Genomic DNA, 22,634 nt, shown 5'->3' with positions numbered 1-22,634 from the left:
GCATGCAGAAACCCCCGCCGGAACGGTACCGAAATACCGCCCCGACGGGGGTTCCTTACACTAAAACCGTGTACTAAATCTGTGCACCCAGATTAGGCGCCCAGTGCCTCCAGACCGGGCAGGGTCTTACCCTCAATGTACTCGAGGGAAGCGCCACCACCGGTGGAGATGTGGCCGAACTGCTCATCCTTGAAGCCCAGGTTACGGACTGCAGAAGCGGAGTCGCCACCACCAATGATGGAGAATGCGTCAGAGTCGACGATAGCCTGTGCCACCGCGCGGGTACCCTCAGCGAAGGGAGCAATCTCGAACACGCCAACGGGGCCGTTCCAGAAGATGGTCTTTGCGCCCTTGATCTTCTCAGCGAAAATCTCAGCGGTCTTGGGGCCAATGTCCAGGCCCTCAGCCTCTGCGCCCAGCTTGCCGCCGGTCAGGTCCTCAATGGGGCGGACCTCGGTGTTAGCGTCAGCGGAGAATGCGTCAGCCCAGATAACGTCAACTGCGGTGATAATCTCGGTGCCCTTCTCGGGAGCTTCCTTCATGTAACGCAGAACGTTCTCGACCTGGTCCTTCTCCAGCAGGGAGTTGCCGACCTCGTAGCCCTGTGCGTATGCGAAGGTGTAGCCCATGCCGCCACCAATGAGGATGGTGTCAGCCTTGCCGATCAGGTTGTCAATCACGGCGAGCTTATCGGAAACCTTAGCGCCACCCATGACCACAACGAAGGGACGCTCGGGGTCGTTCAGGGTCTTAGCCAGAACGTCAACTTCCTTCTTCACCAGGTCACCCAGGTATGCGGGCAGACGCTTAGCAACGTCGTAGACGGAAGCGTGCTTGCGGTGAACCGCACCGAATGCGTCGTTCACGTATGCGCCGTTCTCGCCGGTCAGTGCGACCAGCTCGTCAGCGAATTCGCCGCGCTCTGCGTCATCCTTGGAGGTCTCGCGTGCGTCGTAGCGGACGTTCTCAACGACCAGAACTTCGCCGTCAGCCAGGGCTGCTGCCTTAGCCTTTGCGTCCTCGCCTACCAGGTCGGTTGCAACCTTCACGGGCACGGATGCCAGCTCAGCCAGGCGTGCAGCTGCCGGTGCGATGGAGTACTGGGGGTCGACCTTGCCCTTGGGGCGGCCCAGGTGTGCGGTCACGATAACGCGTGCGCCAGCCTTGGCAAGCTTCTCAATGACGGGCAGGGATGCGCGGACGCGGCCATCGTCGGTGACAACGCCGTCCTTCAGGGGTACGTTCAGGTCGGAACGGACGAGAACGTAGCGGCCTGCGACGCCTTCTTCGAGCAGTTCGGACAGTGCCTTAGCCATAGGAATTCCTCCTGGATAGGTGGGTTTATATACCGTTTCCATCATACCGAACATTAGGGTGTTTGCCAGCCTAAAAAATAGCTTTTATATGGTGTTTTTCCGCAGAATATCGCGGATATTCGCACTCCATAAAACCTATTTTCTTACGGTATTTTTGACCCAAAAAGGGCGACGGAAAATAGTATGTTTATACGTTTTTAAGAGGTTTATTCAAGGCCCTTACACAAGAGTCTTGGTACAGCAAACCCCGACTCCCCCGCTTGATGCGGTGGTGCCGGGGTTCACTATGCGTTAGTTACGCGGGGTGACGCTTACACTCGGTGAGCGTCGTAAGCCTATTGGGGCTTAGAGGGATGCCACAACCTTGTTGGTGAACATCACGAGGCGGGAAACGTAGCCGTACTCGTTGTCGTACCAAGCGATAACCTTCACCTGGTCACCGATGACCTTGGTCAGCGGTGCGTCGAAGACGGTGGAGATGGGCTCACCCTCGATGTCCTTGGACACGATGGGGTCCTCGTTGTACTTGATGATGCCCTTCATGGGGCCCTCAGCTGCTGCCTTGACTGCTGCGTTGACTTCCTCAACGGTGACCTCGCGCTCAGCGGTGAAGGTCAGGTCGGTGATGGAGCCGGTGATGGTGGGAACGCGGACTGCGAAGCCGTCCAGCTTACCCTTCAGCTCGGGCAGAACCAGGCCAACAGCTGCTGCTGCACCGGTGGAGGTGGGGACCATGTTCACAGCTGCTGCGCGTGCACGGCGCAGGTCGCGGTGGGGAGCATCCTGCAGACGCTGGTCAGCGGTGTATGCGTGGATGGTGGTCATCAGACCCTGCTTGATGCCGAATGCGTCGTTCAGAACCTTAGCCATCGGAGCGAGGCAGTTGGTGGTGCAGGATGCGTTGGAGACGATGTGGTGGTTAGCTGCATCGTACTGGTCGTCGTTCACGCCCATGACGAAGGTGCCATCGATGTTCTTACCGGGTGCGGAGAGGATAACCTTCTTAGCGCCAGCCTCGATGTGTGCCTTTGCCTTGGTGCCGTCGGTGAAGAAACCGGTGGACTCGAGGACTACGTCAACGCCCAGGTCCTTCCAGGGGAGGTTCTGGGGGTCGCGCTCAGCGAGGATCTTGATTTCCTTGCCGTCAACAACCAGTGCGCCTTCCTTGACCTCGACCTCTGCGTTGAAGCGACCCATGATGGAGTCGTACTTGAGCAGGTGTGCCAGGGTCTCAACATCGGTGAGGTCGTTGATTGCGACGATCTCGAAGCCGACGCCCTCGGTCTGAGCTGCGCGGAAGAAGGTGCGGCCGATGCGGCCGAAGCCGTTGATTGCTACGCGTACAGTCACTGGAGTATCTCCTTGTCAGTGCGTTGGTGGCGGTGTACAAATCCGATGCCTTGCAGGCTCTGGTTTGTCGGATTCGTCCGTGCTCTATGTTGCCCGGTGCGTTCCGCCGTTGTTGGTAATAATCCTACCCTAGTTTGTGTGTGTTTTGGTGTGTTCTATCGAGAAATTTTTGTGAGTTGCGCCATAAAAACCGGCAAAAACCCGTTGTTTTCTGTTGTTTTACGTTGTGTTCACCCTTAGAAAATGTTGCGATACGGTCACGGCAACATAAACACACATGAAACGCACATTTGTCGAAAACCGCGCCATATCAAGGCAAAATGTGAGGGTAAAAAATACCCTTTCACTTGCGAATGGCTTTCAAAGAGGTCCCTCGAACTCACGGGCAGTGCAAATTCTCACGCGAAAACAGGCAAGCCCAACGTAAGACACACCACAGCCTTAAAACGGGTTAAATGCGCTCCCGGTGCACAGTTTTCGTGTCGCGTGTCGTGTCATATCTCGTGTCGCAACAGGGGCGGCTAGTACACCACCAGCGCCACAGCACCCAAACCCGAATGAGCCGACAGCACCGGCGGTAGCGCACTCACCAAAAACTCCGGCGCCGAAGAAGCAGCAGTATGAACCAGGGAGCTCTCCCCCAGCATCTGCTGAACCTGCTCGTACAGCTGCACCGCCTGCGCCGCATTACCCACATGATGCACCGCAACCACCTCACCGCGCGGGGTTGCCTTGCGAGAAGAACTGGTGTGAGAAAAACTGGTGGGAGAAGAATCCATGTCAGGTGCAGCTGCTGAGCTGAGCGCCGCCGCATGCTGATGCTCACGGCAGGTCTGCACGGTCACCTCCACCAGGCGCTCCAGGGCGCGCGCCGCAGTGCGGGGACGCTCCACATACGCCAGCTTGCCCTCGGTGATCGTGCCAATCGGCTTGATCTGGAACATCTGCCCCACCATCGCCAACGCCGGGGAAACACGGCCGCCGCGGCGCAACGCATCCAGGGTCGGGATGTAGAAGTAGAGCGTGGACTGCTCGCAGATGGACTGAATGTAGTCCACCAGCTGCGCAGGAGTGGGATATTCAACACCCGAACCGGCGGATGCAGAGTTCAGCACCTCCAGGGCACGCACCACCGCATGACCGTAGGCGCCGGCGACCGTGCGGCTATCCACCACGCTCACGCCCTCGGCACCCAGGCGGCTCAGGCGGGCACCGGTACGCGCCGCCTCCACCGTGCCCGAAAGCTCACCGGACAGGTGCACAGACACCACATGGGTAAAACCTCGCGACGCCAGCTCGTCATACACATCAGCAAACACGCCCGGCGCAGGCCCGGAAGTACTCACCGTCTGACCCATCACGTGCGCGAGCATAATCGCCTCGTCCACCTCGGCGGCGGTCAAATCCTGCAGCTGACGATCAGGCTCACCGGGCGTGCGAATAGTCACCGGCATCGGAACCAGCACAAAATTACCGCGAGCGCTCAGGCGCTGCACCAGCTGCGGGTCGAGGGCGGCGGCGCTATCGGTCACCACGGCAATGCGGTTCTCTGCGTTGTTTTCTCGCTCCATATCCCGACCCTTCTTCCGGTTCGCCACTTTCGATTCGTCACTTCCGGCTCGTCAGTGCATGATTTCGATGACGAGCCCTCTCCTAGCGTTCCCTGAACATTATGGCACTCATCACTAGTGCAGTACAGCAAAGCCCCGCCGCGCCTCCGTGTTCATTCCGTAGAACGAACCGAAGCCACAGCGGGGCTTGCACTTTATCTCAGAAGATTAGATCACGATGTTCACGAGCTTAGGCGCACGCACAATCACCTTGCGGATCTCGGCGTCACCAATCGAACGCTGAACAGCGGCATCCGCCAGAGCCAGCTCCTGAAGCTCCTGCTCGGAAATATCCTTCGCAACCTCCAGGCGAGCCTTGACCTTGCCCTTAATCTGCACGATAGCGGTGACGGTGTCATCCACCAGCAGAGCCGGGTCAACCTCGGGGAAGCCCGCGGTCAGAACCGGGGTGTCGTGGCCCAGAGCGTGCCACATGTCCTCAGCGGTGTAGGGTGCGTACAGAGACAGCAGAATAGCGATAGTCTCAGCAGCCTTACGAACAGCCGGATCAGCCGCACCAGCACCGGAGTCAATAGCCTTACGGGTAGCGTTCACAAGCTCCATGGTCTTCGCAACAACCACGTTGAACTTGCCGTTATCCAGCAGGCCCTGAACCTCGTGCACGGTGCGAGCAATCAGCTTCTGCAGCTCCAGGTCACCGGTGGTTGCGTCAACGCCGGGTTCGCTGGTGACGTCCTGAGCCACACGCCATGCGCGAGCCAGGAACTTCTGCGAACCGGCCGGGGAAACATCTGCCCAGTCCACGTCATCCTCGGGCGGGGACGCGAAAATCATGGTGGTGCGGATAGCGTCCACACCGAACTTGTCGAGCTGCTCGCCCAGGTTCACGCCGTTACCCAGCGACTTGGACATCGCCTTACCGCCGTTGAGCACCTGACCCTGGTTCATGAGGGCCTTGAACGGCTCATCGTGCTTAATCAGGCCCAGGTCGCGAACAACCTTGGTGAAGAAGCGTGCGTACAGCAGGTGCAGAATAGCGTGCTCCACACCGCCAACGTACATGTCGACGGCACCCCACTCGCTCATAGCCTGCGGGTCGAAAGGAGCCTTGTCGTAGTTCGGGGAAACGTAACGCAGGAAGTACCAGGAGGAATCCACGAAGGTGTCCATGGTGTCCGAGTCACGGCGAGCCTGCTTGCCACACTTCGGGCAGGGCACGATAGCCCAGTCATCGGCAGCGGCAAGAGGCGACTGACCCTTAGGAGCCAGCTGCTCACCGCGCAGGTTATCGGGCAGCAGCACCGGCAGCTGATCCTCAGGAACCAGAACCTCGCCACAATCCTCACAGTGAATCACGGGGATGGGGGTGCCCCAGAAACGCTGGCGGGACAGCAGCCAGTCACGCAGACGGTAAATGACCTTACCCTCACCGGTGCCGGCAGCCTCAACCAGCTCAATAGCCTTAGCAATCGCCTCAGCCTTCGGCAGGCCGGTCAGCTCACCCGAGTTGACGAGCACGCCGTCACCAGCTGCGGCAACACCGCTGGTAGCCGGGTCCTCAGCACCCTCAACGTCCAGAACCTTCACGATGGGCAGGTCGAACTTCAGGGCGAACTCAAGGTCGCGCTGGTCGTGCGCGGGCACAGCCATAATCGCGCCGGTACCGTAGTCGGCGAGCACGTAGTCAGAAGCCCAGACGGGCAGCTTCGCGCCGGTCAGCGGGTTAATCGCGTAGCGGCCGGTGAACACGCCGGTCTTCTCGCGGTCGGAGGACTGGCGGTCAATATCGCTCAGTGCCTTAATGTCTTCGCGGTACTGCTCCAGGGCAGCCTTGTGCTCGGGTGCCACGATCTGCTCGGCGAACGCCGCATCCGCAGCAACCACGATGAAGGTTGCGCCGTACAGGGTGTCCGGGCGGGTGGTGAACACGGTGAAGGACTCAGCGGCCTGATTCTCGGTCGCCTCAATCTCGAAGCGCACCTCAGCGCCCTCGGAGCGGCCAATCCAGTTACGCTGCATGAGCAGAACGCGGTCGGGCCACTTGCCCTCCAGCTGCTCCATGTCATCCAGCAGCTGCTGTGCGTAGTCGGTGATCTTGAAGTACCACTGGTTCAGGGACTTCTTAGTCACGGTGGTACCGCAACGCTCACACGCACCGTTCACAACCTGCTCGTTCGCGAGCACGGTCTGGTCCTTGGGGCACCAGTTGACCATGGAGTCCTTACGGTACGCCAGGCCCTTCTTGTAGAACTGCTCGAACAGCCACTGAGTCCACTTGTAGTACTCCGGGTCCGAGGTGTGCAGGCGGCGGCTCCAGTCAGCGGCAATAGCGTAACGCTTGAAGGACTCAGCCTGAGTCTCAATGTTCTTGTACGTCCACTCCTTGGGGTGAGTGTCGTTCTTAATGGCTGCGTTCTCAGCGGGCAGACCGAAGGAGTCCCAGCCAATCGGGTGCAGAACATCGTAGCCGCACTGCTTGAAGTAGCGGGCGTTCATGTCACCAATAGCGAATGCCTCCGCGTGACCCATGTGAAGGTCACCGGAGGGGTACGGGAACATATCCAGCACATACTTGCGGCCCTTGGGGGCGTCACCGGTGGGCTGGAAAACCTTCGTTTCGTCCCAGTAGGGGCGCCACTTGGCTTCCATAGCGCGGAAGTCGTACGCATTTTCGTTGCGTTCGGTCTCTACCTGAGCAGACACAGCGATTCCTTAAATAAAGACAGGTTGATAAAAACTTAACCCTCCAAGTGTAACGCGAAACCCGCACCGCGCCAGAGTTGAGGCCGCCCCGACTACCAAATGGACGGCACCGCCCGCGCAGCTGACGATGCGGGGCGCAAGTTTCAGAGCCCTTTCAGGCTTCTCCCCTAGAATTAAGAACGGGACTTCGCCGTCCCAGTACCCAACCCGCGAAAGGTACCCATGACCTCCACCGTTACCCCGCACTCCCCCAACACCTCAGTTCTTGAGGGCGTGCCCGGCCCGCTCATTCCCGGCACCCGCCACGACGCCCTCATTGGTGACGGCACGCAGGCGGTCATGACCCGCTATTGGCAGTACGGCAAAGGCATGAACGACGGCACCTTCCCCGAAGGCTCCTACCCCGTGCTACTCGTGCACGGTTTCCGTGGCGACCACCACGGCCTGGAAATCATCGCGAACTACCTGCTGAAGCTCATCCCGAACGTCAGCATCATCAGCCCCGACCTGCCCGGATTTGGCCGCTCCGCAGACCTGCCCGAAAACGCCCAGGGCAAAGACAATATCAACGCGTACGTGGCGTGGCTGAACGACTTTGTGGAGCACACCAACCCCGCCCGCGATGATGCGCAGCCCCTGCCGCTGCACGTGGTCGGCCACTCCTTCGGCTCCATCGTCACCAGCGCCTTCGCCGCCGCACACCCGAACTCGCTCGCGCTACTCTCGCTCATCAACCCCATCAGCGAACCCGCCCTCGAAGGCAGCCAGCGCGTCGCCTCCCGCCTCGCCTCCCTCTACTACCGTGCCGGCGCGGCACTACCCGAAAAAATCGGCTACCCGCTACTGCGCTCGCAGCTGATTACCCGCGCCTCCAGCGAAGTCATGATGCGCACCAAAGACAAGGCAATGCGCCGCTTCATCAACGGCCAGCACGCCGCCTACTTCGGCTCCTTCGGCTCCCGCCGCGGAGTGCTCAGCGCCTACGAAGCGTCCATTACGCACACCGCCGCCGAATACGCCGCCGCAATCACCGTGCCCGTGCAGATGCTCGTCGCAGAAGACGACGACCTGGGCACCCCCGAAACGGCACGCGCCATGTACGCGACGCTGACCTCCCGCAATCTACCCGTCTCTTCGACCGGCGCCCGCGAGCGCCTGGACATGATCCCCGAAGTCGGGCACCTCATCCACTACGAAACCCCTCGCCTCGCCGCGGAACTCATCGCCGATTTCGCCGCCGAGCACTAAGGGAACGAACAGAAGGAACCAACATGAAACTCATGGTTGACGCCCGATACACCCGTATCGGCTTCCACGACGGCATCAGCCGCTACACTGCATCCTTGCTGGGCGCGCTCAAAACCCTCATCGACACCGGTGACGAAGCCGCCGCCGACCTCGACCTGACCATGATTATTAGCGACGAACGTCAGCTGGACATGCTACCGGATTTGCCGCACGTGAAAATCTGCTCGCCCACCGGCCCGCTCGAACCGACCGCCTCGCTGCAGCTGAACAAGTACGCGCCGGACGTGGTGTTTTCCCCAATGCAGACCATTGGCTCTACCGGACGCAAGTTCAAGCTGATTCTCACTCTGCACGACCTGATTTACTATTCGCACCCGACCCCGCCCGGGTTCCTGCCCGCGCCGGTGCGTGTAGGCTGGCGGCTCTTCCACAAGACCTACGCCCCGCAGCGCTTCCTGCTCAACCACGGCGACGCGGTCGTGACGGTTTCTGAGTCGACCGCCTCACTGATTCGTGAGCATGAGCTGACCACCAAGCCGCTGTTCGTGGTGCCCAATGCCCCGCAGCCCGGTAGCGTCGTCTCCCGTCAGACTGCGTTGGAACGCGCCACGACCCGCGAAGAGCAGCCCGTCAAGCACTTGGTGTACATGGGTTCGTTCATGCCGTACAAGAACGTTGAAACCCTGCTGCTGGCGATGCGTTCTCTACCGGATTACCGCCTGCACCTGCTGTCGAAGATGCCGCCGCAGCGTCTGGTGCAACTCACTGACGAACGTTTGATTGCCGACAATGTGGAGGTGCACAACGGCGTGAGCGATGAGGAGTACCAGCAGCTGCTCCGCCAGGCGCACGCACTGGTGACGGCTTCTCGTGAGGAGGGGTACGGCCTGCCCGTGGTTGAGGCGCAGGCTGCCGGTTGCCCCGCGGTGATTAGTGACATCCCGATTTTCCGTGAGATTGCCCCGCACGCCGTGTTCGCGCCGGTTGACGGTGCCCCGGAGGCGCACGCTGCCGACTGGGTCAAGGCTATCCGTTCGCTGGAGGACACCGCCGTTCGCGAGCGCGTGATTATTGACGGCCTGTCGGATGTGCGCCGCTACTCCTGGCGCGACTCGGCACTCAAGCTGCTGGAGATCGTGCGCGGGCTCTAAAGCGGGCTCTCTGAAGCGCGGGCTCTAGGGCTTGCAAGACTTACAGAACGCGGCGCTAAATTACGGCGCTAGGCACAGAAATGCCGCCGCACTCCCCCGAAACTCGGGAGGGTGTGGCGGCATTCTCGTATTCAATTCGTGGGCGCCGAGTGGCGTATGCGGCACGCGTTCTACACTGCGGCGGTATGCAAGGGCGGTTCGCTACACACTTCCTCCGCGCCGACGCAGGGAACCCGCCCTCGCAGAGCTCGGGCACCCTGAGGGCGCATCCGGAAGGTGCAGCCTCACCGCACCGAACCGAAGCAGGAATCCTTATACGTAAGCTCCGCGGGCTGCTTCTTTCGCAGCCAGCTCATCCGCATGACCGTACGCATAGAAAATCTTCGCATCATCCAGCTCAGCAAAACGAGCCAGGTAGCGGCACACCGCGCCACGCTGAGCCTTCGTCATCGAGGACAGCAGCACAGGATCCGGGTGAGTAATGCCGTTGTCACGGCTCGGTGCCGAATCGCCAAATCCCGGCTCGTATTCAGAGGTGATATTGGTAAAGCTCATCGGTGAGTACCTTTCCTTTGGGCGTTTCTTAAGTGCAACGCTGCATCAGCGCAGACGCTACGTATAACATTGCGGACAGAATCGCGGAGGCGACCGAGAGTCTCTTCGCAGCAGTGGTTGTGATACCTCTAAACTACCCAAGAGCCAATCAATGTTCAAGAACCAGCGGGGAACGCCCCCATAGTGGACACGTCCCCGGTAGTCAGGAAGAAATCGGCGGCACATAGCGGCGTATGACCGTCACGTCCCCGCGAGCTAAACCCGCCCGGGATCCAGACCGAAACCGAAAGACAGTCCGAAAAGCAGAAATGCTGCCACACTCACGAGAAGTGCAGCAGCATTTCTAAAAACTAACGATGCAGGCTACGCCATAGTTGCGTAAAGACCGTGCTCGGCATCCTTACGGGCCAGCTCATAGGCGTGACTGTACGCGTAGAAAATCTTTGCGTCATCCAGCTCAGCGAAGCGCGCCAAGTAGCGGTAAACAGCTCCTCGTTCTGCGCTGGTCATGTCGGAAAGCAACACGGGGTCCGGGTGCATGACGCCGTAATTGTGTACAGAAGCAGACCCGCCGCATGCAGGTTCGTATGCGGGGGTGATCATAGTCTGAGTCACCAGTATTCATCTTTCGTTGGTGCGCACGGTTGTGAAGCGTACGCGAAGTTGAGTGATAGATACCGCCAATACCACCTCGACAAGCGCCGAAATAGTATCCGCAGTGGTGAATATTTTACCGTGAATACGGCGACTACGCTAATTAGGGGCGCCTAGAGCTATTATCAACCACTAAATGCACATGGTGCATAAAATGGCGGATGTGCGCCACACCGAGCGAGACTAATCTACACCCCGTTCGCCTGTGCCGCGCTGGCCTGGGATGCATAAGTTTGAGACGCGCCCTTCTCCCCCGCACTCGCCACGACTTCATCCTCAGTGTCCTCATCCTCACCGTCAAGACCCAGAAGAGCCGTCACCATCGGCAGAGGATTGAACTCACTCAGCTGACCCGTGCGGTCCACCTTGCGCATCATGAACGCACGCTGCAAACGCCGCTGAGTCCACGGCGAAAGCACCATCATCAGCAGCGCCTCCACCACAAAAATGCCGACCAGAATCCACAGCAGCAGATCCGAAGAACCCGCCCGCTCACGCAGCTGCTGAGCATCAGCCACCAGACGCTCGAAGCCCTCCGAATGCAGACCCGACGTATCAAGCCCCGTCAACGCGGACAGACTCACCGGTGACGCCACATTCAGCAGCACCGACAGCATCAGCAGAAGCACCGCATACAGCCCGTAATGCATGGTGCGCATCCACTTCTTCACACGTGTAAAACCGTTGTTCAGTTCCGCACCAATATCGGTGAAAGCCGCCGCCTTCTGCGCCTGCTCACCCGCCGGCATCATGTGCGGCACCAGGCGGTGCGAAAGCATCAACGGCACCGGCGAACACGCATCAAAATACTGCATGTGACTATTCACCGACGGGCCCGGCAGGGTCACAAACGTAACATCCACACCGGCGGGCTGAGTAATATTCGACCTGCCAATACTGTCACCACGAGCGGAAATCTCGCACCGGTCAACCACATCAAGATCCTGCAGCATCGGCGCGTAGGCGCGCACATACAGGTGGCAGGCGCTACGCACCGACATCATGAGCACCAGAATCAGAGCGCCCCAAAACGCCACAGAGGCGGCGGTCAGCTCGGGGACAGCGCCCTCAGCACGCACCTGCGCCAGCAGCAGCATGAACACCGCGTACAGCATGAAAACGCCGTGCACGAAGAGCAGCGGAATCAGCCACTTCACGTAGGCGCGCGTGCCGTACGGGTTCGCCAGGTGTGCCTCCGCCGGACGCACATCAGCCGGGCTCTTCGCGGAGGCGGTTGCAGAGATCTTTGCGGAGGGAGTTGCGGAGGTGCTTTCCCGGCTTTCCTCAGCGTTTTCCCCGGCGCTCCTGCGGACAATACGCGCCCTACCCTTCAAAGCACCCAGTACGCTCGCAACCAGCGGTACCACACTCAATGCCAGCGGCACCAGCATCGCATGATGCAGCAGTGAACGGTACGGGCTTGCCAGCAGGGACGCCTCCACCAGCCACGAGAGCGCCGCGACCGCGCTCACCCACAGCAGCATGGCGCGGTTACGGTAGCCGCCCGCGGCATCCAGACGCTCCGGAATGTCGTTGCGGTCACTAGCGATAATGCTAATCGGGACCACACCACTACCCAGGCCGTAGAAGAAACGAATCGGCTTCTTACCCGCCGCCGCACGACGACGCAGCAACTCATAGCTCAAATACCCGCCCTGCGAATGGGCAATAATACCCACCGCATCGCTACGGGAACTCAAATCGTCCAGCTGACGATCCAGACGCGCATAAATACGCTCCAAATCGCGCGAATCCGGGCTGGTCGCCGTCTGAATCAGCTGCGTCGGAATAGCCTTCACCAGCGCCCACAGCTCACGGGCACGACGAGCCAAAACCCAGCCCACAATACCCAGGCCGAGCACCGCCGCAAGAGCCGTAAACGCACCCTGCGCAGTGCCCAGGGACGCCACAAAAGCATCACGGAAGGTCATCACAGCCATTGCCGCCAGCACCAACCACAGTGCCACATTCACAAACCGGGCCGTAGAACGCCACAGGTTCCCGGCACGCTCACGCAAGGTCACGCCGGGGCGCTCATAGTAGAAGCAGAACATCAAAAACAGCGGCAAAACCGACACCAACCAGGGCAAATGCTCCTTCAACGGGCGGTAATGCCGCGGTCGCCAAAAGCCCTCCTGAAAGAGGAGGCTGCGGCGAGTGACCGTGCGCACCGGGCGCGGCTTCGGCTGTGGCAGGCGCGGAAATTCAAGATGAGGCAGCTCGATACTGGGTAGCTCAATGTTCGGGAGCTCTACTTTGGGCAGTGCTACCTTGGGCAACTCAACCTTGGGCAGATCCTCCGCCGGGGCACCCTCAAACACCGGAAGACCCAGCACGCTCACATCAAACGAGGGGCGCAATACCGCCCACTTACGCAGACGGTACTTACGTGCAGAGTCCAGGGTGCGCTCAAGCAAAGTTTTCTCTTGCAGAGTCCGCTCCAGAAGATTCTGCCCGTCAGCTTCAGACGGTGAGGCGGCTTCTTCCTGAGCGGATTTCTTTTCTGCCTCCGGGCTTTCCTCCGCCGGGTCGGCGGGGTACTCCGTGCGCTCAATCGTCAACGAATACGTCAACTCGCTTTGGTGGCTCAGCGGGTTCACCTCAGCGGCAGGCGGGAAGGTATCACCGTCAGGAATCACCTCAACACGAACCCGCGCAGAAGCCTCCGCAGCGGGGTTCTCGTCAGAGAGGGCAGCAGAATCCGTGTTCAGCGCCAACAGAGTCTGCACACTATGCGCCACCGGCTTGCCAAAATACGCGAGCGTCTCACCGTGATTCTGGTAGCCGATACCGTGAATCAGCAGCACCGCCGCATCATGGTGCTTACCCTTGCGGTGCAGGGCACTCTTCGGATGCGCAGAAGCATACTCAGCCAGCCGCCGCTGCTCATCGTCAGGCAGCGCACTACCCTTCAGCAGATGAGGCATCTTCGGCATGCCTCTCACCTCCTCGCCTCTGCGCTGACCCCACAGACGAAAATCACGCCGTCAGCACCGCAGTCAGGAGCACAAACCGCCCCTCACTAGAACACTACAGCACGGCTAGAAAATTACAGTACATCCAGGCCGTCGCAACGAATCTGAACCGGCCGCTCCCCCACGTTCTTCTTCAACGCCGCAATCGTTGCACGCGTAGCACGCAACTCGCGGGTCACCTGCTGGGCAATGCCATACGAGAAGAACATCAGGGTACGCCAATCGCCCTGAACCGGAGCCTCCTCAGAATCCTCCACAAGAGACTCCGACCAGGCAAAATACCCCTGATCCAGAGGAACCGGACCCACAATACGCAACTGCTCACGCACCCGCTCATCCAGCGCAGAAGAGCCCAAGAACTCCTCCATGAAGGCGCGAACATCCGCCTCCGCACCGGTCACCGCAGCCGTACGAACCGCCGGAGGCAGACCCGTCTGAGCGCGCTCCTCCAACTCCTGGCGAGCAAACCACGCCGGATCCCAACGCACCAGCGCCTGCTCCACCGGCGACGGCGAAGCAGTCGTCACCACCGTACCCTCAAGCGCCGCCGGACGCACCAACGCCGCCGCATTCAACCAGCGACGCAACGCCGCCTCCGGGGCACGCAAGGAATCAAAACGAAGCATCTTATCGGCATCCAACAAAAGCGCCGCCGCATAGCCGCCAAAAGCCACCGGCTCAGCACCCGGAGTCGCCACCACCAACGCAGGCTCAGGACCAACCGACGCCCGCACATGGTCACCCGCCGAAGAAATCACCGGAACATTCGGGAACGCACGACCCAGCTCCTCAGCCGTACGAGTCGCACCCGCCGCCGAATAACGCCAATGCGTAAAACCACACTCAGAACAACGCCACTGCTGCGCCAGACGACCGCACCACGAACACGACGGAACCGACGAACCCGAAGCCACCGACAGGGGCCCGCTACACTCGCCACAACGCGCCGGCATGCGGCAACGCTCGCACGAAAACGACGGAATATAGCCGCTGCGCGCCACCTGAACCAACACAGGACCACGCGCCAACGCCCGACGAGCATGCTCAAACGCCAGGTGCGGAATACGCGCCATCGCCGCCAACGGGTCACGCGCCAGCTCAAACTCCGAACCCGTCGAAAAAATACGCGGCGAATACTCACGCACCAGCGCACGCGGCGCACGCACATGAGACGCCCAGCGGGTACGCACCAGACGCGCCGCCTCACTACTCATGCTGAACCCGGCAAACAGCGCCGCAGTATTCTCAGCCGCAGCACGCAGAAGCAACACATCACGGGCATGACAATACGGGGCGCGCTGCTCCAGAAGCGAAGAATCGCCGTCATCCCAGCACACCACCAGGCCCAGGTTCGCCACCGGCGCATAAGCTGCCGCGCGGGTACCAATTACCACCGGAACCTGCCCCAGGCGCGCCTTCACAAACCCGTGATAGCGAGTATGCGGAGTCGAATCAGAACTCAAACGCACAAACGAGTCAGCGGGCAGACGCTCGGCGAGCGCCGCCTCCAGAAGATCCAGGTTCTTAGCGGTCGGAACCACCGCAATAGCGCCCCTGCCGTTCGCCGCAGCGGTTGCGAGAGCGGTCGCCAAAACATCCGCCCACGTGTGCTCCAGGTGGCCGGGAAGAACCGTCATCACGGCGCGGGTTGCGGCACCGGCGGCAACGTCCTCAATGAACTCCGCACCGTTCTCGTAATCGGAGAAGACGGAGGCGGCATCCGGCGCGTCCGGGTTCAGCGCCGGCGGGTCCAGCACGAAGGGCGCGGGTGAGCCGGGGGTGGCGAGCCAAGCGTACGGGTCGGCGTGAGTGGAGGCGGCGGAGGCGGTAGCAGGCTCGGGATCCGCGTGCTCGGGGTTGGTCTCGGTGGCATCCTCCGCACTATTTTTGGGGACATTCACCCGAGCAGGCTCGCTCAGATACGCCGACTCGTACCCCGGCAGCAGAGGCGCATACTTCTTATCCAGGGCGGCAATACGCGGTGGCACCGACAGACGCAAAACATTCGCCACCGTCGAAGCGTAACGGTCAGCAAGCGCCTCGGCAAGCGCAAAAATTTCGGGCGCAACAGACGGCACCCGCGACAGCACCGACTTAAGCGGCAACAGCGAAGTGCGCGTCCAATCGGTCGTGGCGGCGCGCTCCTCAATGTAACCGGTCAGCTCGTGACCGTTGAACAGCACGCGCACGCGAGCGCCGGGCACCGCATCCTCACTCAGCTCAGCGGGCACGCGGTAATCAAAGGTGCGGTCCACCTGCGGCAGGGTGCTATCCACACGCACACGCGCCACAGGGTTCGGCACGCCGCTCGCCTCCAACTCAGCGGCAACATTCACCGGCTCCGGGGCAGCCGGAATCAGGGCATCACGAAGAGCAGGAAATCCCTGCAACAGGTCAAGCTGTTGCAGGGATTCCTGCTGAGCACCCAACGGTGCCGAAGAGTTCGATTCAGAACTGCTCTGAGTCACCCGAATCAGCGTGCTCCTCTACCCTGACAGAGATTAGGAAGAGGACACTGCCGAACGCAGCGCATCCACGCGGTTCAGGCGCTCCCAGGTGAATTCCGGCTCGGTACGACCGAAGTGGCCGTGAGCTGCGGTCTTCTTGTAGATCGGGCGGCGCAGATCCAGTTCGTTAATGATTGCCAGCGGGCGCAGGTCGAAGACCTCACGCACAGCCTTCTCAATCTTGATCGGGTCGACCTTCTCGGTGCCGAAGGTTTCAACGTACAGACCGACCGGCGCTGCCTGGCCGATAGCGTACGCAACCTGAACCTCGGCGCGGTCAGCCAGACCGGCACCCACAATGTTCTTCGCAACCCAACGCATTGCGTACGCTGCGGAACGGTCCACCTTCGACGGGTCCTTACCGGAGAACGCGCCACCACCGTGACGAGCCGAACCGCCGTAGGTGTCCACAATAATCTTGCGGCCGGTCAGACCCGCATCACCCACGGGGCCACCCTGAACGAAGCGGCCAGCGGGGTTCACAATGAACTTAGCGTTGGAAGAATCCAGCTCGACGCTGCCCAGGACCGGTGCGATCACGTGCTTCTCAATGTCTGCACGCAGGTCAGCCAAATCGTAGCTTGCGGTGTGCTGGCTCGAAACAACCACGGTGTCCACGGAGACGGGGACGTTGTTCGAATCGTAGCCGAGGGTCACCTGAGTCTTGCCGTCGGGGCGCAGCTCGGTCAGCAGGCCGTCCTTACGGACCTTGGTCAGACGCTCAGAGAGGCGGTGCGCCAGCCAAATCGGGGCGGGCATCAGCACGTTCGTCTCGTTGGAAGCGTAACCGAACATGATGCCCTGGTCGCCCGCACCCTGGCGGTCGTACTCGTCAGCAGCGATACCCTGACGAACCTCAAGGGACTCGTACACGCCGGCGTTAATGTCCGGGGACTGTTCGCCAATGGACACGGACACGCCGCAGAACTCACCGTCGAAACCGCGGGTAGAGGAATCGTAGCCGATACCCAGAATGGTCTCGCGCACGATGGAGGGGATTTCGACGTAGCTGGAGGTGGTCACCTCACCGGCAACATGCACCTGACCGGTGGTTACCATGGTCTCCACAGCAACGTTCGCTGCGGGATCCTGGGCGATGATGCCGTCAAGGATGGCGTCAGAAATCTGGTCACAAATCTTATCGGGGTGGCCTTCAGTCACCGACTCGCTGGTGAATAGGCGCAGATGGTTATTACTCACGGTTTCCACTCTACTGGTTGAGGGCGCGCGAAGATAGCGCGCTCGTAATGATGACGGTTTCCTTCAATTATGACACGTTTGTTAAGCGCTATTACGAGGCGGGGCGCAGCCACCCGCCGGGCGGCTTCTTCACGGGCTTCTTCACGCGGCGCCACCAGATGCTTAGGTCAGCGCCGCCAGAATCTTCTGAGCCAACGCCGGACCAATACCCGGCACCGCCGTCAACTCCTCGGCGCTCGCCTGCTTAATCTGAGCCACCGACCCGAAGTGCTTAATCAGCGCGGCGCGCTTCACCTCGCCCAGACCGGGCACCTCATCCAGGGCGGAGGCGACCATCGCCTTACCGCGCTTAGAACGGTGGAAGGTGATAGCGAAACGGTGCGCCTCGTCGCGGATGCGCTGCACCAGGTACAGCGCCTGCGAGGTGCGCGGCAGCACGACCGGGTAGTCGTCGTCCGGTAGCCACAGTTCCTCCAGGCGCTTAGCGATGCCGGCAACGTACACATCCGTAATGCCCAGGTCGCTCAGCGCGGCGGAGGCGGCAGCCACCTGGGGCGGGCCGCCGTCCACGAGCACCAGGTTCGGCGGGTAGGCGAACTTCGCAGGCTCGGGCGTGGAGGCGTCAATCTCGCCGGAGCGCACGGGCGCGGCTTCGCGTTCCGCCTGCTGCGCCAGGTGCCTCTTGAAGCGGCGCGTAATGACGTCGTACATGCTGGCGGTATCGTCACGCGCGGCGTCGCCGGTAATGCTGTAGGTGCGGTAGGCGTTCTTCGCGGGCATGCCGTCTTCAAAGACGACCATGGAGGCGACCACGTTCGTGCCCTGCACATGCGAAATGTCGTAGCACTCGATGCGCAGCAGCGGGTCCGGCAGTTCCAGCGCCTCCTGCAGCTCCACGAGGGAGGCGCTGCGCGTGGTCAAATCACCGGCACGGCGGCTCTTGTGCAGGGTCAGCGACTGGCGCGCATTCTCGGCAACCGTCTTCATGAGTTCTGCCTTGTCGCCGCGCTGCGGGACGCTAATTTCCACGGGGCCGCCGCGCACCTCCGCCAGCCAGGACGCCAACTGCTCCTTATTCTCGGGCTCCACCGGCACGAGCACGGAACGCGGAATATCGTAGCTGTTCAGGCTCTTCTCGGCGTCCTTCTGGGAGGCGAGGCTCGCCGCAATATCGCTGTACACCTGCGCAATCAGCTGCTCAATGAGCTGCGCGTCGGTGCTGTCGTTGACCTTCTCCACGATCCAGCCGCGCTGGCCGCGGATCCTGCCGCCGCGCACGAAGAACACCTGCACGGACGCCTCCAGGTCGTCCTCGGCGTAGGCGAACAGGTCGGCGTCCACGGTCGCGCCGAGCACCACGGCGTTACGCTCAAACGCCTTAGTCAGCGCGGCAATATCGTCGCGAAGAATCGCGGCGCGCTCAAAGTCCATATCGGCTGCGGCGGCTTTCATTTCCGCGGTCAACTGGGCGATATGCTTCTCAGCGCCACCCGCCATAAACCGGGTCAGCCCGCGCGCCAACTCGCGGTGCTCCTCGGGGCTAATCTTGCCCACGCACGGCGCCGCGCACTTATCGATATAGCCAAGCAGGCACGGGCGGCCACTATTCTTCGCGCGGTTAAACACGCCGTTCGTGCAGGTGCGCACCGGGAACACGCGCAGCAGCGCATCCAAGGTTTCACGAATCGCCCACGCCTGCGAATAGGGGCCAAAATAGCGCACGCCCTTACGGCGCTCACCGCGAGTCACCATCGCGCGCGGGTACACATCATTGACCGTAATCGCCAGGTACGGGTACGACTTATCGTCACGGAACGCAATATTGAACCGCGGCGAAAACTCCTTAATCCAGGTGTATTCGAGCTGCAGCGATTCCATCTCGCTCGCCACCACGGTCCACTCCACACTCGCCGCCGTATGCACCATCGCGTAGGTCTTCGGGCTGAGCGTCTGAGGGGACGCAAAATAGCTGTTGAGGCGGTTGCGCAGGTTCTTCGCCTTACCCACGTAGATGACGCGGCCGTCGGCATCGCGAAAACGGTAAACGCCCGGGTCGGTGGGGATTTCGCCGGGGGCGGGGCGGTAGCTGGAAGGCTCTGCCATGGGTACTTTCTCCTCGCTCAACTGGGCTTTACGGTAATTCTCTACGGTGTGGTTCTCTGCGGGGCTACCGGAGTCATATCGGGCGCTCACATACGACAAACCGCGCATCCTACACCGGGCTCCCCAAAGCGCGGGGTGGGTGCGTGAATGCGCGGTTTAAGTCTACGCGGTATAGGCGGCGTGTGCCCTAGCCTGCGTCACGTGCGGCTGAGGGCGAAACGTTGTACTCGTTCTTGCGCGCCTGACCGGACAGCTGAGCAATCTCGTCCATAATCGTGTCCGTGGTGACGCGGCGCTGCTTGCCGGTCATCTTCTCGCCGGTCTTCTCAAAGTAGAGCGGCTTACCCACACGAATCGTGAAGCGGCGCGGGTAAATCATGTTCGAGCCGGGCTTCTGCAGACGGTCGGTACCAATCAGACCGACCGGAACCACGGGCGCGCCGGTCATGTGCGCCAGCCACGCCACACCAATCTTGCCGCGGTACAGGTAGCCGTCGCGGGAGCGGGTGCCCTCGGGGTAAATGCCGAAGACCTTACCCTCCTGCAGCTTCTCCAGGGCAATGTCGAGTGCCTTGAGCGATTCGGAACGGTCGGAGCGGTTCACGGGAATGATGTCCACGGCTTCGAAGAACGCCTTCATCATCTTGCCGCGCGGGCCGGGGGTGTTCACGTACTCAGCCTTGGCGAGGAACGCCACGCGGCGCGGCATCATGGCGGAAATAATGATGGAGTCCAGGAAGGACAGGTGGTTGGAGGCGACAATCACCGGGCCGGTGGCGGGGAAGTTTTCGAGTCCGGTCACGCGGGCGCGGAAGACGGTGCGCAGGATTCCGGTGACTGCTTTCTGGGTGGATTTGTAGAGAAGCACGTGAACTCTCCTGAGGTGCCGATAGATTGGTGCCGATAGATTGCGGGCTGTGGCGGCGGTCCGCCGTGGATGCGGGGTGAGCGACCCCTTCAGATGGTGCGCCGTGCGAGTGCACAGAATCTGTACTGAAAAAAATTTGTACTGTATTTATTTGTACTGTGTTTAGTAGTACCGGGTTTTATTATTCCACACCCGGGTGTAGGAACGTGAGGGGCGCCGCGCTCCCCTTCCATATGCTGGGATGCGCCTCCCGCTCATGATTTCGGCGAGAGCAGTGGTTCCGACGAGTGCCCCGGTAGGAGCCCGAGTAGAAGCCCGGTTGAGTGAGCCTACGCAGATTCTGCCTCGGAGCCTTCTCCCTCTTGACACTCACCGTTACAGGCGGGGAGACGGCGCGGAAGCTAAGGATTCAACCTCAACGTAATATTTCAGGTTTTCCGCCCTGTGATTGCAGATGTTCCGGCAAATTAGCCGCGTCACATTGTGACGCTACGTCAGCAAAGTTTCGTAAATACGCATTTAATATGCAAAAATGATAGCAGGGTGGGCTGTCGCACCTCCCTCAAGGACGATTCACCCCGAACATAGTGAGCCGCCCCTCCAGCGGATGTGCGTCGGAGCCACTCCACATACAAATTCCACGCACACTGGAGACATACACTATGGCTACAAAACCCGTCTCGCGTGCGCAGGCAGCAAAGATTGCCCGCCGCTCAGACACGGTCGGTGCCTATGCCGGAAAAGGCTGGGTACAGGCTGTTGCGTTTGTGATGCTCCTGGGCTTCACCATCATGGCAGTCCTTGCAATGCGCACCTACGCACTCTCCATGCCGCTCCCCGACAAAATCGTCGGCAATGACGGCAAAGTCATCGCGACCCAAGAACAGATTCTGCGCGGTCAGGAACTGTTCCAGGGACGCGGCCTGCAGCAGTACGGATCCGTGCTCGGCCACGGCGCCTACCTCGGCCCCGACTACACTGCAGAATACCTGCGCCTGACCACCGATGCTGCCATCAAGGAGTACCGTGAGCAGGGCAAGCAGGACCCCCGCGAACTCGTCAAGAACGAGTGGCGCAAGGAGAACAAGTACGACGAGCAGACTAATACCATCACCTGGTCCGCTGGTCAGACCAAGGGCTACCAGCTCATGCTCGACCACTACCGCGACACCCTGATGAGGGGTGACACCTCGCAGGGTCTGTTCCCCAACGCCATTCAGAACGAAGAGGAACTGCGCGACCTCGTCGCATTCTTCGGCTGGACCGCATGGGCATCGGCGGCAGACCGCCCCGACCAGCCCTACTCCTACACCAACAACTGGCCTTCCGAACCCAACGTGGACAACAAGCCCACCGCGGATCTGATGGTCTGGTCGGCGCTCTCCCTGATTGCCCTCATCGGTGGTACCGGTCTGATGTTCGCCATCTACGGCCGCTGGTCCCGATCTATCGGCTGGCACGCGGAAGAGGCACCCGTCCTCGACTTCCGTCAGCCCGACGAAGTTCGCCTGACCCCCTCGCAGAAGGCAGCCTGCCTGCTCTTCGCAACGATCCTGGTGCTGTTCCTGCTGCAGGCTCTGGTGGGTGCACTCACCGAGCATTACCGTGAAGAACTCACCGGCTTCTTCGGTATCGACATGGGTCAGATTCTGCCCTACACGGTATCTCGAACCTGGCACCTTCAGCTCTCCCTCTTCTGGACCGCAGGTGCGTTCCTGGCGGGCGGTATCTTCATCGCCCCGCTGATTACCCGCCGCGAACCCAAGAAGCAGGGCCTGCTCACCTACGTTCTCATCGGCGCTGTGGTCTTCGTGGTCCTCGGCTCGCTGCTGAACGAATGGTTCTCTCAGAAGGGCCTCGTCCCCAAGGAACTCACCGGCTTCTTCTCGCAGCAGTGGGAGTTCCTGGATCTGCCGCGATTCTTCCAGATCCTGCTCATCGCGGGTATGTTCATCTGGATCGTCATCGTCTGGCGTACCCTCTCCGCTCGCCTGAAGGGCTCGAAGAAGACCTCCCTGCCGTGGCTGTTCCTCTTCTCCGGCCTCGCCATCCCCATGTTCTACGCGGTCGGCCTGCTTGCAGGTCAGCGTACTCACGTGACCGTCGCCGAATTCTGGCGATTCTGGGTGGTTCACCTCTGGGTGGAGGACTTCCTCGAACTGTTCACCACCGTCATGGTGGCGTACATCTTCGTGCTGCTCGGCGTGGTCCGCGAGCGCATCGCAATCTCCATCATCATGATGGACGCCGTGCTCTACTCCGTCGGTGGTGTGATCGGTACTCTGCACCACACCTACTTCGTCGGTACCCCCTCCGAGCAGATGGCATTCGGTGCGTTCTTCTCGGCTGCTGAGGTTATTCCGCTGACCTTCCTGACCGTTGAGGCGTGGGGCTTCATGCAGCTGGGTGCTCGCCAGTACTCCAACCGCACCA

At 60.8% G+C, this 22,634-nt stretch carries 14 protein-coding genes; 3 read left to right on the top strand and 11 right to left on the bottom strand.

Going from position 1 to position 22,634, the window contains the following annotated elements:
* Window positions 1-92: 92 nt before the first annotated feature.
* The 4 genes from Q0216_RS01265 to leuS form a co-directional block, all read right to left on the bottom strand.
* The gene (locus Q0216_RS01265) at window positions 93-1,316 is read right to left on the bottom strand and encodes a phosphoglycerate kinase (RefSeq protein ID WP_298592301.1); all 1,224 of its coding nucleotides are present in this window, start codon (window positions 1,314-1,316) and stop codon (window positions 93-95) included.
* A gap of 345 nt (window positions 1,317-1,661) precedes the next feature.
* On the bottom strand, window positions 1,662-2,666 hold the full coding sequence (gene gap, locus Q0216_RS01260) for a type I glyceraldehyde-3-phosphate dehydrogenase (protein WP_298592299.1): 1,005 nt from the start codon (window positions 2,664-2,666) through the stop codon (window positions 1,662-1,664).
* Between the two features lie 521 nt (window positions 2,667-3,187).
* Window positions 3,188-4,237: a DegV family protein gene (locus tag Q0216_RS01255; protein WP_298592297.1), complete on the bottom strand. Its 1,050-nt coding sequence runs from the start codon at window positions 4,235-4,237 to the stop codon at window positions 3,188-3,190.
* A gap of 207 nt (window positions 4,238-4,444) precedes the next feature.
* The gene (gene leuS, locus Q0216_RS01250; protein ID WP_298592296.1) at window positions 4,445-6,940 is read right to left on the bottom strand and encodes a leucine--tRNA ligase; all 2,496 of its coding nucleotides are present in this window, start codon (window positions 6,938-6,940) and stop codon (window positions 4,445-4,447) included.
* Between the two features lie 222 nt (window positions 6,941-7,162).
* On the opposite strand from leuS, the gene Q0216_RS01245 reads away from it, so the two are divergent.
* Together Q0216_RS01245 and Q0216_RS01240 are read left to right on the top strand one after the other, a co-directional pair.
* The gene (locus Q0216_RS01245) at window positions 7,163-8,188 is read left to right on the top strand and encodes an alpha/beta fold hydrolase (protein WP_298592295.1); all 1,026 of its coding nucleotides are present in this window, start codon (window positions 7,163-7,165) and stop codon (window positions 8,186-8,188) included.
* Window positions 8,189-8,211: 23 nt separating this feature from the next.
* Window positions 8,212-9,339: a glycosyltransferase family 1 protein gene (locus Q0216_RS01240; protein ID WP_298592293.1), complete on the top strand. Its 1,128-nt coding sequence runs from the start codon at window positions 8,212-8,214 to the stop codon at window positions 9,337-9,339.
* Window positions 9,340-9,651: 312 nt separating this feature from the next.
* Here Q0216_RS01240 and Q0216_RS01235 read toward each other — a convergent pair whose 3' ends face one another.
* The 7 genes from Q0216_RS01235 to Q0216_RS01205 all read right to left on the bottom strand — a co-directional run bounded on the left by Q0216_RS01235 (window position 9,652) and on the right by Q0216_RS01205 (window position 20,201).
* Window positions 9,652-9,894 carry a DNA mismatch repair protein gene (locus Q0216_RS01235; RefSeq protein ID WP_298592291.1) on the bottom strand — a complete coding sequence of 81 codons (243 nt, stop codon included), beginning with the start codon at window positions 9,892-9,894 and terminating at the stop codon, window positions 9,652-9,654.
* Window positions 9,895-10,257: 363 nt separating this feature from the next.
* Window positions 10,258-10,509, bottom strand: coding sequence for a DNA mismatch repair protein (locus Q0216_RS01230; RefSeq protein ID WP_298592289.1), 252 nt, complete (start codon window positions 10,507-10,509; stop codon window positions 10,258-10,260).
* 227 nt (window positions 10,510-10,736) lie between these two features.
* Window positions 10,737-13,484, bottom strand: coding sequence for an aconitase (locus Q0216_RS01225; RefSeq protein WP_298592287.1), 2,748 nt, complete (start codon window positions 13,482-13,484; stop codon window positions 10,737-10,739).
* A 113-nt stretch (window positions 13,485-13,597) separates the two neighbouring features.
* A complete protein-coding gene (locus tag Q0216_RS01220) occupies window positions 13,598-15,991 on the bottom strand; it encodes a primosomal protein N' (RefSeq protein ID WP_298592285.1) in 2,394 nt (797 codons plus the stop codon).
* A 33-nt stretch (window positions 15,992-16,024) separates the two neighbouring features.
* Window positions 16,025-17,230 (bottom strand): methionine adenosyltransferase, encoded by a 1,206-nt coding sequence (metK, locus tag Q0216_RS01215; RefSeq protein ID WP_005506182.1) that lies wholly within the window; start codon window positions 17,228-17,230, stop codon window positions 16,025-16,027.
* Between the two features lie 162 nt (window positions 17,231-17,392).
* On the bottom strand, window positions 17,393-19,333 hold the full coding sequence (uvrC, locus tag Q0216_RS01210; protein ID WP_298592283.1) for an excinuclease ABC subunit UvrC: 1,941 nt from the start codon (window positions 19,331-19,333) through the stop codon (window positions 17,393-17,395).
* A 187-nt stretch (window positions 19,334-19,520) separates the two neighbouring features.
* Window positions 19,521-20,201: a 1-acyl-sn-glycerol-3-phosphate acyltransferase gene (locus Q0216_RS01205; protein WP_298592281.1), complete on the bottom strand. Its 681-nt coding sequence runs from the start codon at window positions 20,199-20,201 to the stop codon at window positions 19,521-19,523.
* Between the two features lie 662 nt (window positions 20,202-20,863).
* Between Q0216_RS01205 and Q0216_RS01200 the strand changes: the two genes are divergently transcribed.
* A partial coding sequence (locus Q0216_RS01200) for a cbb3-type cytochrome c oxidase subunit I (protein ID WP_298592279.1) occupies window positions 20,864-22,634 on the top strand: 1,771 nt, incomplete at its 3' end.

The sequence above is a fragment of the uncultured Rothia sp. genome (assembly GCF_937976295.1).
GTDB lineage: Bacteria > Actinomycetota > Actinomycetes > Actinomycetales > Micrococcaceae > Rothia.
This window is presented reverse-complemented; position numbering and strand designations above follow the sequence as displayed.